The organism is Mobilicoccus caccae (assembly GCF_030161635.1).
GTDB classification, from domain to species: Bacteria; Actinomycetota; Actinomycetes; order Actinomycetales; family Dermatophilaceae; genus Mobilicoccus; species Mobilicoccus caccae.
The window spans coordinates 550,240-562,896 of the sequence record NZ_BSUO01000001.1 but is presented as its reverse complement, the minus strand read 5'-3'; the positions used below and the strand labels follow the sequence as shown (position 1 = coordinate 562,896).

13 protein-coding genes are annotated in these 12,657 nt (G+C 70.5%); 4 read left to right on the top strand and 9 right to left on the bottom strand.

The features are described from left to right. Nucleotides 1-247: 247 nt before the first annotated feature. From QQK49_RS02920 to QQK49_RS02890, 7 genes are all read right to left on the bottom strand, one after another. A complete protein-coding gene (locus tag QQK49_RS02920) occupies nucleotides 248-823 on the bottom strand; it encodes a 2'-5' RNA ligase family protein (protein ID WP_284302616.1) in 576 nt (191 codons plus the stop codon). An 11-nt stretch (nucleotides 824-834) separates the two neighbouring features. Next, nucleotides 835-1,848 (bottom strand): tryptophan--tRNA ligase, encoded by a 1,014-nt coding sequence (gene trpS / locus QQK49_RS02915; protein WP_284302615.1) that lies wholly within the window; start codon nucleotides 1,846-1,848, stop codon nucleotides 835-837. A 31-nt stretch (nucleotides 1,849-1,879) separates the two neighbouring features. Then, nucleotides 1,880-2,260 (bottom strand): hypothetical protein, encoded by a 381-nt coding sequence (locus QQK49_RS02910; protein WP_284302614.1) that lies wholly within the window; start codon nucleotides 2,258-2,260, stop codon nucleotides 1,880-1,882. A 953-nt stretch (nucleotides 2,261-3,213) separates the two neighbouring features. Continuing rightward, nucleotides 3,214-4,047 (bottom strand): hypothetical protein, encoded by an 834-nt coding sequence (locus QQK49_RS02905; protein WP_284302613.1) that lies wholly within the window; start codon nucleotides 4,045-4,047, stop codon nucleotides 3,214-3,216. A gap of 95 nt (nucleotides 4,048-4,142) precedes the next feature. Further along, entirely contained in the window at nucleotides 4,143-4,304 is a 162-nt protein-coding gene (locus QQK49_RS02900; RefSeq protein WP_284302611.1) for a hypothetical protein, read from the bottom strand. Next, a complete protein-coding gene (locus tag QQK49_RS02895; RefSeq protein ID WP_284302609.1) occupies nucleotides 4,304-5,038 on the bottom strand; it encodes a hypothetical protein in 735 nt (244 codons plus the stop codon). The genes QQK49_RS02900 and QQK49_RS02895 overlap by 1 nt, the downstream gene beginning before the upstream one ends. Nucleotides 5,039-5,278: 240 nt before the next feature. After that, entirely contained in the window at nucleotides 5,279-7,504 is a 2,226-nt protein-coding gene (locus QQK49_RS02890; RefSeq protein WP_284302608.1) for an NADP-dependent isocitrate dehydrogenase, read from the bottom strand. A 235-nt stretch (nucleotides 7,505-7,739) separates the two neighbouring features. On the opposite strand from QQK49_RS02890, the gene QQK49_RS02885 reads away from it, so the two are divergent. The 4 genes from QQK49_RS02885 (at nucleotide 7,740) to QQK49_RS02870 (ending at nucleotide 11,468) form a co-directional block, all read left to right on the top strand. After that, complete coding sequence (locus QQK49_RS02885) at nucleotides 7,740-8,747, top strand: hypothetical protein (protein ID WP_284302607.1); 1,008 nt, start codon at nucleotides 7,740-7,742, stop codon at nucleotides 8,745-8,747. Nucleotides 8,748-8,925: 178 nt separating this feature from the next. After that, nucleotides 8,926-9,681, top strand: a complete 756-nt coding sequence (gene aqpZ, locus QQK49_RS02880; RefSeq protein ID WP_284302606.1) for an aquaporin Z — start codon at nucleotides 8,926-8,928, stop codon at nucleotides 9,679-9,681. 186 nt (nucleotides 9,682-9,867) lie between these two features. Next, nucleotides 9,868-10,857 carry a malate dehydrogenase gene (locus QQK49_RS02875; RefSeq protein WP_284302605.1) on the top strand — a complete coding sequence of 330 codons (990 nt, stop codon included), beginning with the start codon at nucleotides 9,868-9,870 and terminating at the stop codon, nucleotides 10,855-10,857. A 155-nt stretch (nucleotides 10,858-11,012) separates the two neighbouring features. Beyond that, complete coding sequence (locus QQK49_RS02870) at nucleotides 11,013-11,468, top strand: hypothetical protein (RefSeq protein WP_284302604.1); 456 nt, start codon at nucleotides 11,013-11,015, stop codon at nucleotides 11,466-11,468. On the opposite strand, the gene QQK49_RS02865 is transcribed toward QQK49_RS02870, so the two are convergent. Together QQK49_RS02865 and QQK49_RS02860 are read right to left on the bottom strand one after the other, a co-directional pair. Beyond that, nucleotides 11,447-11,761, bottom strand: a complete 315-nt coding sequence (locus QQK49_RS02865; RefSeq protein WP_284302603.1) for a DUF3017 domain-containing protein — start codon at nucleotides 11,759-11,761, stop codon at nucleotides 11,447-11,449. The two genes, QQK49_RS02870 and QQK49_RS02865, sit on opposite strands and share 22 nt — an antisense overlap. A gap of 8 nt (nucleotides 11,762-11,769) precedes the next feature. Beyond that, entirely contained in the window at nucleotides 11,770-12,618 is an 849-nt protein-coding gene (locus QQK49_RS02860) for a bifunctional methylenetetrahydrofolate dehydrogenase/methenyltetrahydrofolate cyclohydrolase (RefSeq protein WP_284302602.1), read from the bottom strand. Between the last annotated feature and the right edge of the window lie 39 nt (nucleotides 12,619-12,657).

Here is a 12,657-nt window from a genome sequence, read left to right as displayed (position 1 = left end):
ACAAGGTCAAGCCCGTCGGCGAGCTCGTCGACGCGGACACCTTCGACCCCGAGCAGACCCCACCGGTCGCGCCCGTCGAGCCGGAGGCCACCGCCGACGCCTCGGCCTCCACGGCGCCCGCGTTCGGGGGATCCAGTTGTCGCCCACCATCGGTCAGGGCCGGCTGGCCCTCCTGGCCGGCGGAGCCGCGGCGCTCCTGGCCGCCGCCGCGTTCACGTGGAGCAGACTGCGGCGACGGTGAGGCGAGTCAGCTTGTCGCCAGGGGGAACTCCCGGACCGGCTCCCAGTCCTCGGTGCCGCTGGGGTCGGCGTACAGCACGAACCTGTCGACGGTGAACGTCTCGTCGACCGACTCCATCGCCGCCCGCGCCTGATCCAGGCCCGCCTGAGGGATGTCGTGGGCGAGCGTGACGTGCGGGTGGTAGGGGAATCTCAGGTCGACCTGCAGCGGTCCGCCGCGCAGGCGTTCCTGCAGGCGGTCGCAGGAATCGCGGCCGTCGGCCAGGGGCAGGAAGACGACATCCGTGACCGGCTGGAACGTGTCGGTGCCCAGCAGACGGATCGAGAAGGGCGCCTCCCCCGCCGCCACGGCCCGCAGATGCTCGACGACGCTCGGCAGCTCGGTCGCCGCCACGGTCGTCGGCGGGATCAACGTGACGTGCGTCGGCACGGCGACCACGTCCTCACTGAGCGACGTGCGCAGGGCACGCACCCGCCCGGACAGCGGCTCCGGCACGAGGATGAGCACCCCGAGCACGACCTCGGCGGGCTCCGACTGCGGCGCCGGCTGCGTCACCGACGCCGCGGTCGACAGGGTCGACATGGTCTCGGCCTTCAGGACGGCGCGAGCAGGCCGACCCGGTCGTACACACGGGCCAGGGTGGCGGACGCGATCGGACGCACGCGCTCGGCCCCGTCCGCGAGGATCCGGTCGAGCTCGGCCGGGTCGTCGAGCAGTTGCATCGCGCGCTCGCGGATCGGGCCCAGGACACCGACGACCACCTCGGCCAGGTCCTTCTTGAGGTCGCCGTACCCCTTGCCCTCGTAGTCCGTCTCGAGCTGCGCGATCGTGCGGCCGTCGAGGGCGCTGTAGATCGACAGCAGGTTGGAGATGCCGGGCTTCTCGGCCTCGTCGTACCGGATCTCGCGCTCGAGATCGGTGACCGCCGACCGGATCCGCTTGGCGGTCTGCTTGGGGTCGGCCAGCAGGTCGATGGACCCCGCGGGCGAGGTCTTGCTCATCTTGGCCGTGGGCTCCTGGAGGTCCTGGATCTTGGCGGTGGCCTGCAGGATGTGCGGCTCGGGCACGACGAAGGTCTCGCCGTAGCGCCCGTTGAACCGCTGCGCGAGGTTGCGCGACAGCTCCAGGTGCTGACGCTGGTCCTCACCGACGGGCACGCGCGCCGCGTCGTACAGGAGGATGTCGGCCGCCATGAGGATCGGGTAGGTGAACAGGCCGACGTTGGTGCCCTCGGAGCCGCGCTTGCTCGACTTGTCCTTGAACTGCGTCATGCGGCCCGCCTCACCGAAACCGGTGATGCACGACAGGACCCAGGTGAGCTCGGCGTGCTCGGCGACGTGGCTCTGCACGAAGATCGCCGACTTGGCGGGGTCGACACCGGCGGCGATGTACTGGGCGGCCGTGGCCCTCGTGCGGGTGCGCAGCACACCCGGGTCCACGTCGACCGTGAGCGAGTGCAGGTCGACGACGCTGTAGATCGCCTCGAACTCCTCCTGCATCGACACCCAGTTGACCAACGCCCCGAGATAGTTCCCGATGTGCAGGGAGTCCTGGGTCGGTTGCATGCCGGAGAACAGACGCGGACGCGTCGGGGTGGGGCTGGTCATGGGGCCATTGTGGCAGGCCCCCGACGTCACATCATCCGGTGGTCGGCGCGGGTGCGGGCTCGCCGATCGTCACGTCCACCGTGACTCCCTCGTCGTCGGCACGGGTGACCGTCAGCCGCAGCACACCGGAGGCCGACGTGAATCTGCCACCCACCCGCAGGGCGCGGTCGTAGCGCCACCCGCCGGGTGAGGCGTCCAGCTCCACGCTCCCGTTCTTCGGGTCCTCGCGCAGGACACGCAGACCCGTGGACGGCCGCCACTCACCCGTGGCGATGGCCTTGTCCCGCCCCTGAGCGGTGCGGTACTCCGCGTAGTACACCGGCTCCCCCGGCACCTCGATCCGCAGGACACGCTGCCCTTGTCCGATGCGCGAGATCGGCAGCAGCCGGATCCCCGAGGTCGAGGCCCGCACGGTGCGGACGCCCTCGGGGTCGGCGCCGAGGTGATGGATGCCGACCGCGTTGAGGTGTCCTCCCCGAACCCCTCGCCGGAGTACCCCATGACGTCGTAGAGGTCGTCGTAGTCGCGCGCGGCGCAGCCGGCGGCCCAGTCGCGCTCGTCCCAGCGGCCGTCCTGAGCGCCCTCGCACTCCAGCGCGGCGGCGTGGCCCAGCCCGAGGTTGTGCCCGAGTTCGTGGGCCAGCAGCTCAGGCCGCAGGTCGGTGACGTAGGTCGACCCCCGGCGTCACGCACGCCGATCGAGCCGAAGCCGAAGTCGCACCCGCTGCCCTCCTCTCCCGCGGCACGTGGCGCGACGACGACCAGGTGGGTGCCCCGCTCGGCCGCGTCGGGGACGAGTTCGAGAGCCCGGGCCCACAGCGCGGGGACGTCCTCGCAGCCCAGCTCGGTGGTGACCCAGTCCGAGATGGACATGGCCCGGAACGACACCGCACCGCGGGTCTGCTCGGCCCAGTAGGCCGATGCGCCCTCGACCGCGGCGCGCACGCGATCGGTGTCCATCTGCGGGTCCGGCCGGAATCCCGCCGGAACCATGCGGACGACGTGAACGTCCCGCGGCGGCTGCTGCGAGGCCGAGGTCGACGTCGGAGCCGACTGCGCGGCGCCGACACGCAGTTGCGTGACGACCTCGCCGGCATCGGCCGCGGCACCCGTCACCGGGGCGACCGCGTCGCCACCACCGGGCGCGCTACCGGCGAACGCCGTGAACGCCACCACCACCGACGCGAGCATCACCCCGAGGTGCAGTGGCCGCCGAAGCAGCCCGGTACGGACACGGGCGGGCACGAGGCTCTCGCTCTCCTGGGGAGTGATCCCACGGATGCCCGCCGGCGCAGACACCGGCCTGCGCACCGGACGCAGGCACGGTCCTCATCGGCCGAAGCGCTTGATCGTGTAGTGAATTGGATTACCAGGACCAGTTGATCCGCGCCTCACCCGGACCGAAGTCCTGAAGGTGCAGTTCGAGGGAGCTCCCCGTGATCACCAACGGCACGCGCGTCGTGACGCCCTTGACCTCGGTGACCGCCGCGGCGCTCATCGGCAGACGGGCGGGCGAGAAGTGGATCGTGAAGTGCACCAACCGGGTCCGGGTGGTCACACATCTGCCCCAGCACTCCATGGGGGCGGCTCCGTCGCCGTGGGTGACGGAGACATCGGTCGTCCACGACTCACCGGTCCCCAGCGCCCGGGGCAGGAGGATCTCGGCCAGCACCGCGCCGTCGGTCCGCCTCTCGCGCCCGAGCACGCAGTTGTCGCCGGCCGTGATCCGGACCCCCGCCAGGCCGTCGTCCTGCCAGATCGCCACGGGGTACCGGTCGATCCCGGCGCGCTGGGCCACCGCGGTCTCCCGGAGCCGGTAGGTCGAGGGTCGGCCCGCGGCATCGAGGACGACGCTGTCATGCACGCTGGTGCGCACGAGCCCGTCGTCCCAGGACAGGCCGAGTGAGGCCACCAACGCTTCCTCGCCGGGCGCCCCGGGGCCCTCCGGCCGGATTCGTTCGACCAACGACCCCGTGAGTTCGCCGGGTGTGACATCGAGGATCTCCTCCAGGGCCTCGACCGCGGCCAGTGATCGCAGTCGGGTGGGGCGGGACAACCCCCGCCGCCAGTAACTCAACGTCGCCACCGACAGGTCGTGGCCCCGCAGACGCAGGTGGTAGCGGATGCGTCCGAGTGACAGGCCACGACGGTCCATGGCCTCGCTCAGGAGCGTCTCGAACGCTGCGGTCCCGCTGGTCATTGGGTCACTGTAGAACCGGTTGCTCGCCGCGTGATCGATCTACGGCGCCGCAGGTGGGAGGCGAGGGCTCCGGCTCGTGGCGGCGCGTCGCGAGCTCACCAGGTCCAGGACAGGTGGAAACGACCCGGCGGGCGGTCGGTGAAGTGGGCCTGGATCGTGCGGTGCACCGGCACGGCGAACTCCTCGCGCACCCCGTCGATCACGGCTGCGGCGGTGGCCGAGGTCGGCACCGTCTCGGGGTCGAACTGGATCTCCATCACCACCTCCCGGGAGGGGTGACGACCCGACGCCACACGTACGTCTTGGGTGTCTGCGGCCCGACGAACGACAGCCGATGCTCCACGAGCATCGTCTCTTCCTGGCGCAGCGGGCGCTCCAGGAGCATCTCCACGGCGATGCCGCGGTGCTCGCGGAACTCCCTCACGCGCCCCACCCGGCAGTTGGTCAACGCCGTGACCACCGGGTAGATCGAGGGGTCGTCGGTCTCCATCCACACCGGGAACCGGTCGAAACCGTCACGACGTGCCTGCAGGAGCAGCCGCACCTCGTGCATCGTCTCCATGCGGTTGCGGTCCAGGCGGATCCGGTCGTGGATGCTCACCCAGGTGGCGCCGGAGTAGTCCAGATCGAGCTGCTCGACGGCCTGGCCGATGTGATGGGGCCGGACCGAGGTGTCCGGCAGCTGCGCCTGGTCGTAGAACTCCTCGTCGCGGGTCTGCCTACGCCGGGAGGTGGGCAGCCGGCTCGCCAGGAAGCCGCGGGGCAGTTCCAGACACTCCTCCAGCGGACCGATGGCGGCCAGGGAGGTGGCGCGTTCGGGGCGGCTGCGGCCCGACTGCCAGTAGCTCAGCGTGGCGACGCTGACCGTGACCCCCTTGCGCGCCAGCGCCCGTCGCAACTGATCCAGGCTGATCCCCCGCGCCGCGATCGCCCCTCGGAGCACGACGGCGAAACCGTCCTGAGTCTGCGATCCTCCATCATCGGTGGTCATGTGCTCCGCTCTCTCGTAGGCACGCAGGATGTCGGCCGGGAGCCCGATCCCCTTGCATCCTGCCCGACTCTGACCGGTTCACCCCCGCATCCCTGACAATGTCGCGCGATTCGTCAGAGTTATTCGCGTCGCGGACGCCTCGGGGGCACGATCGTCCACGGGCGCAACGCGTTCGGCCCGCCGGCAGGAGCCGACGGGCCGAACGAGTGGGGTCGAGCGACCCCGGGGAGAATCCGGAACTCAGCGAAGCGCGTCGATGATCCCGTTCATGGTGGCGCTGGGACGCATCGCCGCCGAGGCCTTCTCCGGGTCGGGACGGAAGTACCCGCCGAGGTCGACCGGGTGCCCCTGCGCGCCGATGAGCTCGGCGTTGATCTGCTCCTCGTTGTCGGCCAACTGCGAGGCCACCGTGGAGAACCGCTCCTTGAGCGCGGCGTCCTCGTCCTGGGCCGCGAGCGCCTGCGCCCAGTACAGGGCCAGGTAGTAGTGGCTGCCGCGGTTGTCGATCTGGCCGAGCTTGCGGGCCGGAGACTTGTTCTCGTCGAGGAACCGGCCGATGGCGGCGTCCAGCGTCTCGCCGAGCACCTTGGCCTTGTCGTTGCCCGTCGTCTGCGCGATGTGCTCGAAGCAGGCGCCGAGGGCCGAGAACTCGCCCAGGGAGTCCCACCGCAGGTAGTTCTCCGCCGTGAACTGCTGCACGTGCTTGGGGGCCGAGCCACCGGCACCGGTCTCGAAGAGGCCACCGCCGTTGAGCAGCGGCACGACCGACAGCATCTTGGCGCTGGTGCCCAGCTCGAGGATCGGGAAGAGGTCGGTGAGGTAGTCGCGCAGCACGTTGCCGGTGACCGAGATCGCGTCCTCGCCGCGGCGGATCCGCTCGAGGCAGTAGGTGATCGCGTCGACCGGACGCTTGATGACGTACTCGATCTCGTCGCCGCCGGCCTCGGGCAGGTAGGCCTTGACCTTGTCGATGACGTGCGAGTCGTGCGCCCGGTTCTCGTCGAGGAAGAACACCGCCGGGGCGCCCGTGGCCTTCGCGCGGGTGACGGCCAGCTCGACCCAGTTGCGCACCGGGATGTCGCGCACCCGGCTCATCCGCCAGATGTCGCCCTCGTGGACCTCGTGGTCGAAGAGCTTGGCGCCGTGTTGGTCGGTGACGGTGACCGTGCCGTTGCCGGTCATGACGAACGTCGTGGGGTGCGAGCCGTACTCCTCGGCCTTCTGGGCCATGAGGCCGACGTTGGGCACCGAACCGATCGTGGCCGGGTCGAGGCGGCCGTTCTTGCGGCAGTCCTCGAACACGGCCTGGTACATCGGGCCGTAGGAGCGGTCCGGAACCATCGCGAGCGTCTGCTGACGGTCGCCGTCGGCGTTCCACATCTCACCGGAGTCGCGCACGACGACGGGCATCGAGGCGTCGATGATGATGTCGTTCGGGGCGTGCAGGTTGGTGATGCCCTTGTCGGAGTCGACCATCGCGAGGCGCGGACGGGACTCGTACTGGCGCTGGATCGCCGCCTCGATCTCGGCCTTCTTCTCGGGGCCGAGCTTGTCGAGCTTGCTGTACAGGTCGCCCAGGCCGAGGTTGGGGTCGACACCCGCCGACTCCAGGTCGGCGCCGTACTTCTCGAAGACGTCGGAGAAGTAGGCGACGACGCCGTGCCCGAACAGCACCGGGTCGGACACCTTCATCATCGTGGCCTTGAGGTGCAGCGACAGCAACAGGTCGTCGGCCTTGGCCGCCTCGATCTGGTCGCGGTAGAACGACTGCAGCGCAGAGACGTTCATGACCGTGCCGTCGACGATCTCGCCCTCGAGCACCGAGATGCCGTCCTTGAGGACGGTGCTCGTGCCGTCGGTGCCCGTGAAGGTGATCGTCAGGTCGGAGTCCTCGCGCGCGACGACCGACTTCTCGTTGCCGTAGAAGTCGCCGCCGGCCATGCTCTCGACCCGCGCCTTGTTGTCCGAGCTCCACTCACCCAGGCGGTGGGGGTTCTTCTGCGCGAAGGCCTTGACCGACTGCGGGGCACGCCGATCGGAGTTGCCTTCACGCAGCACGGGGTTGACCGCCGAGCCGAGCACCTTGGCGTAGGCGGCGCGGACCTTCTCGTCCTCCTCCGACGTCGCCTTCTCGGGGTAGTCGGGGATGTCGTACCCCTTCTGCTGCAACTCCGCGATGGCCGCCTTGAGCTGCGGCACCGAGGCGCTGATGTTCGGCAGCTTGATGATGGCCGCCTCGGGGCTCTGGGTCAGCTCGCCGAGCTTGGCCAGGTTGTCCTCGATGCGCTGGTCGGAGCCCAGCCGGTCGGGGAACTGCGCGAGGATGCGACCCGACAGCGAGATGTCGCTGGTCTCGACGTCCACACCGGTGCCGCGCGTGAACGCCTCGACGATCGGCAGGAACGAGTAGGAGGCGAGCGCCGGAGCCTCGTCGATCTGGGTCCAGATGATCTTCTGTGTCGCCACGGGTGGCAGCTCCTTCGTCGAACGGTGTGAACCTGGTGTCGGACGGTGTGAGACCTCTCCCGACCACCCGGATCCACCGGGAGCCGGGCGAGAGAATCGTCTCTCCCGACCCTACCCGGCGCCCCGCTCGCGCGACGTCGGATGGGCCGCGGGCGCGGCCTGCCGGCGGCCTGCGGACCCCGTTCGGAGTGGGGTGCGGGTCGCACGAGCTCCGGTGGTGCGCCAGGATGGCCCCATGGCCGGCAACGCTTACCCCCACATCGTGTTCGCCAAGAGCTCCGAGACGCTGCCGCAGCAGGCGCTCGCCGACATCCTCGTCGGACTGTTCCCCGAGGCACGGGTCGAACAGGGCGAGATCAAGGCGGAACTCACACTCGAGGACTACACGTACACCTTCTGGTACGACGACGACGCCGACGGGTTGGGCGACCGCTACGCCGACTACGCCTCCCCGCTGCGTCGCAAGCGCGTCACCCGGTGCACGACGATGATCGACGCCTCCGGGCAGGAGGACCCCACCGGCGTCCGCGAGCGCGACGTCGCCCGCATCATGGCGGCCCTGTCCGAACGTGACGGCGTGTACGTGTTCTCCGAGCAGACCAAACGGTTCGTCGGCATGGAGTACGAGGACTCCCCCGGCGTGGTGCACAACACCGAGCCGGAGGCCGACCTGCGCTCCGACGCCTCCTACCCCGCCCACGCCGAGACGGGTGCGCGCGAGGTGGCGCTGGGCTCGGAGGAGACCTCGGGCGACTTCCCGCACACCGAGGAACGACCCGTCGATCGTCCGATGCACGAGCACGCACCGGCGGCGTCCCACGACGGCCGCGACGCCCCCGACACCCACGACGAGGCGCGTCCCGAGGTCGTCGTCCCGACCTCCACGGCCGCGGCCGCCGATCCCGCGACGAGCCCGCCGCTGTTGGCCGTCCCGGTCGAGGGCGCCGAGGAGTCCCGCGAGACCGGCGGCGCGACCTCGGCCCGCACCACCGACGACCGCGAGATGACTCCCGTGGACCGCCCGGTGGACCGCCCCACGGAGCAGGCGACTCCGCAGCCCGACCGCCCTGCGGCGGAGCACCGCCCCTCCGCCGAGCCCCGGCCCGAGCCGGTGGCCCCGGCCCCGGCCGCGGACGGCCGACCCGTCGAGCCGGCCCGACCCGAGGACGCCCGGCCGAGCGAGAGCCGGCCCGAGGAGGACAAGCCGGGCCTGTTCAAGCGCCTCTTCGGCCGCAAGCGCTGAGGACGCGCCGAACACCCCTTCCGATCACCTGCAGCCCTGATCCACCGACGCGGTGGATCAGGGCTGCCGGTGCCTGGGGGTGGCTGCGCGACGTCGGGGAGCGGTCGCGCTACCGTCGTCCACGGATGGCGATCGAGCCCTCCCCAATCCCGAATACCTCTCAGAAGCAAGGATCGTCGTGAACACACCAGCTCTCGCACACCGGTTGAGCGCGGAGGCGCTGGGCACGTTCTGGCTCGTCTTCGGCGGCTGCGGCAGCGCGATCTTCGCTGCTCACGTCATGCACGCCGACGACCCCGTCAACATGGGCATCGGCTTCATGGGCGTGGCCCTGGCCTTCGGCCTCACGGTGCTGACCATGGCGTACGCCGTCGGACACGTCTCGGGCGGACACTTCAACCCCGCCGTCACCATCGGTTGCGCGGTCGCCAAGCGCTTCAAGTGGAAGGACGTCCCCGCCTACGTCATCACCCAGGTCGTCGCCGGACTCCTCGCGGGCGCCGCCCTCTTCGCCATCGCCAGCGGCAGGGAGGGATTCACCGCCACCGGCAACATGGCCGCCAACGGCTACGGCGCGGGGTCGCCCGCCGGGTACGGCCTCATGGCCGCGTTCCTCGCGGAGGTCATCCTCACCGCGTTCTTCCTCATCGTCATCCTCGGCACCACCGACTCCCGCGCCCCCGTCGGCTTCGCGCCGCTGGCCATCGGTCTTTCGCTGACCCTCATCCACCTCATCTCCATCCCGATCACCAACACCTCCGTCAACCCGGCGCGCTCGACCGCCGTCGCGTTCTTCAACGGCGACGGAGCCCCCATGCAGCTGTGGCTGTTCTGGGTGGCGCCGATCATCGGTGCGGCCATCGCCGGCTTCGCCTACGCCGCGCTCACCGGCGAGCACCGGGAGGGCATCGACATCGAGGGCGAACGCATCTGACCCCTCTCCCCGAGCTCGACAACCGCCTCGTCCCGACCCGGACCGCCCCCACGTGGAGGCGTTCCGAGCGGGTGCGGGGCGGTTCGCGTTCCAGGGTGGCGTGATGCACAAGACTCTCCGGCTCGGCGACTGTCGCCCTTTGATAGCGTCGAAAACACATCTGTTCCCTGTTGGAAGGGTCGTCACGTGAGCAACTCCCCCGTCAAGGTCGCCGTCACCGGTGCCGCCGGTCAGATCGGCTACAGCCTCCTCTTCCGCATCGCCAGCGGTGCACTGCTCGGCCCGGACACCCCGGTCCAGCTCCGGCTGCTCGAGATCGAGCCGGCGCTCAAGGCGCTCGAAGGCGTCGTCATGGAGCTCGACGACTGCGCCTTCCCCACGCTCGCGGGTGTCGAGATCGGCTCCGACCCGAACGTCATCTTCGACGGCGCCAACCTGGCCCTGCTCGTCGGCGCCCGCCCCCGCACCAAGGGCATGGAGCGCGGCGACCTGCTCTCGGCCAACGGGGCGATCTTCACCGGCCAGGGCAAGGCCCTCAACGACCACGCCGCCGACGACATCCGCATCGGCGTGACCGGCAACCCGGCCAACACCAACGCGCTCATCGCCATGAGCAACGCCCCCGACATCCCCCGTGAGCGCTTCTCCGCCCTCACCCGCCTCGACCACAACCGGGCGATCTCCCAGCTGGCCACCAAGCTCGGCGTGCCGGTCACCGAGATCACCAAGATGACGATCTGGGGCAACCACTCCGCCACGCAGTACCCCGACCTGTTCCACGCCGAGGTCGGTGGCCGTAACGCCGCCGAGGCCGTGGGCGACCAGGAGTGGCTGGAGAACACGTTCATCCCGACCGTCGCCAAGCGCGGCGCCGCCATCATCGAGGCCCGCGGTGCCAGCTCGGCGGCCTCGGCCGCGAGCGCCACGATCGACGCCGCCCGCGACTGGCTGAAGGGCTCGGCCCAGGGTGACTGGATCTCCATGGCCGTGGCCTCGGACGGCTCCTACGACGTGCCGGAAGGCCTCATCAGCTCCTTCCCCGTCACCACCAAGAACGGTGAGTGGGAGATCGTCCAGGGTCTGGAGATCGACGACTTCTCGCGCGGCAAGATCGACGCCTCGGTCAAGGAGCTCCAGGAGGAGCGCGACGCGGTCAAGGACCTCGGCCTGATCTGATCCCGGCACGGATCGTCGGACGCACGATCCACGCCCCCGGACGCAGGGCCTCTCCCCGATCGGGAGGGGCCCTGCGTCGTCGACGGCCTCGATCCCGGTGGGGCGGATAGCCTGCCCAGAGGTTCACCGTCGGCCTTCGGAAAGGGAGTGCGCACGTGAGCTCCGACGATCTGCCCGGCTGGCGGATCGCCGAGTTGTCCGCGCGGGTCGTCCTGCCCGCGCACGGTCCGATCCTGGTCGATCCCCAGCGCGCCGTCGCCAAAGCCCTGACCCGCGCCCAGCGCCTCGTCGACGACCCCGACGGCGCGCTCTGGTACGGCGCGCGACGGATCCTCGCCTACGCGTTGATGATCCGCGGGGGCATCCCGTCCGCGGAGATCGAGCAGTACCTCATCGACCGTGCCTGGCTCACCGACGCCGCGAGGCTGCTCCGCCGCGACGCCGAGGAGTTCGCGCAGGAACTCCTCTCAGGCATGGAGTCCGCCGGGGCGATCGTGCAGCGCGACGGCCGCCTGCACGCCGCGGCCCCGCACACCGAGGTCGACCCGGCCACGATGCGCCACCCCTACCCACGGGAATGGCCCGAGGTTCAGGTCGCCTCGCGCAGATGAACGAGCACGGCGGCGAGGACCACGGCCACCGCCATGAGTCCGTGCAGCAGGACATCGATCCGACGGCCCCGGATGTGCAGACCCCCCGCCTTGTCCGCCGGAAGCACCGCCCGCAGAACCGCCGCCACCGCGAACCCCGCGGCCATGACCAGCCCACCGGCGAGGATGCCGCCGCCGACGGCGAAGACCACCAGACCGCCGAGGACCAGCACCGCCCAGGCCCACCACCCCACGCCCAGCCGGACCAGGGGCCGGGCGGTGGACGCCGCGGGTGGGGAGGAGGTGCTGCTCATCGCGGAACTCAGCCCTGAACCTGACGCTCGGCCGTCTCGACGACATTCTGCAGGAGCATCGCCCGCGTCATCGGCCCGACCCCGCCGGGGTTGGGCGTGAGCCAGCCCGCCACCTCGGCGACGTCGCGGGAGACGTCACCGGCGACCTTGCCGTCGCGGCGGGAGACGCCCACGTCGAGCACGGCCGCGCCGGGCTTGACCATGTCCTTGGTGATGATGTCGGGCACCCCTGCGGCGGCGACGACGATGTCGGCGTCCGAGACATGAGAGGCGAGGTCACGGGTTCCGGTGTGGCACAGGGTGACCGTGGCGTTCTCCGACTTGCGGGTGAGCAGCAGCCCCAGCGGCCGGCCCACGGTGAGTCCACGACCGACCACGACGACGTGCGCCCCGGCGATCGGCACCTCGAAACGGCGCAGCAGTTCGACCACGCCGACCGGCGTGCACGGCAGCGGGGCCGGGCGGTTCATCACGAGGCAGCCGAGGTTGAACGGGTGCAGTCCGTCGACGTCCTTGTCGGGGTCGATGCGGGACAGGAGCGCGAACTCGTCGAGCCCCGTGGGCTGCTGCACGATGTAGCCGGTGCAGGCCGGGTCGGCGTTGAGGTCGTCGATGACGGCCTCGACCTCGGCCTGGGTGGAGGACGCCGGCAGGTCGCGGCGGATGCTGGTGATACCGATCTCGGCGCAGTCCTTGTGCTTGGCGCCGACGTACCACGAGGAGGCGGGGTCGTCGCCGACCAGCACCGTCGCGAGACCGGGCGTGATGCCCTTCTCCGCGAGTTCTGCCACACGGGCCTTCAGCTCGGTCTTGATCTGGGCGAGGGTCGCCTTGCCGTCGAGAGGTATCGCAGTCACCGCTCCATCCTTCCACCCCCGGCGCCGGTGCGGCGGACG

Excerpts from the sequence above, each read along its gene's own strand:
- QQK49_RS02865 (WP_284302603.1), bottom strand. The coding sequence starts at position 11,761 with ATGAGCAGCACCTCCTCCCCACCCGCGGCGTCCACCGCCCGGCCCCTG.
- QQK49_RS02905 (WP_284302613.1), bottom strand. The coding sequence starts at position 4,047 with ATGACCAGCGGGACCGCAGCGTTCGAGACGCTCCTGAGCGAGGCCATG.
- QQK49_RS02885 (WP_284302607.1), top strand. The coding sequence starts at position 7,740 with ATGGCCGGCAACGCTTACCCCCACATCGTGTTCGCCAAGAGCTCCGAG.
- trpS (WP_284302615.1), bottom strand. The coding sequence starts at position 1,848 with ATGACCAGCCCCACCCCGACGCGTCCGCGTCTGTTCTCCGGCATGCAA.
- QQK49_RS02895 (WP_284302609.1), bottom strand. The coding sequence starts at position 5,038 with ATGACCACCGATGATGGAGGATCGCAGACTCAGGACGGTTTCGCCGTC.
- QQK49_RS02920 (WP_284302616.1), bottom strand. The coding sequence starts at position 823 with ATGTCGACCCTGTCGACCGCGGCGTCGGTGACGCAGCCGGCGCCGCAG.
- QQK49_RS02900 (WP_284302611.1), bottom strand. The coding sequence starts at position 4,304 with ATGGAGATCCAGTTCGACCCCGAGACGGTGCCGACCTCGGCCACCGCC.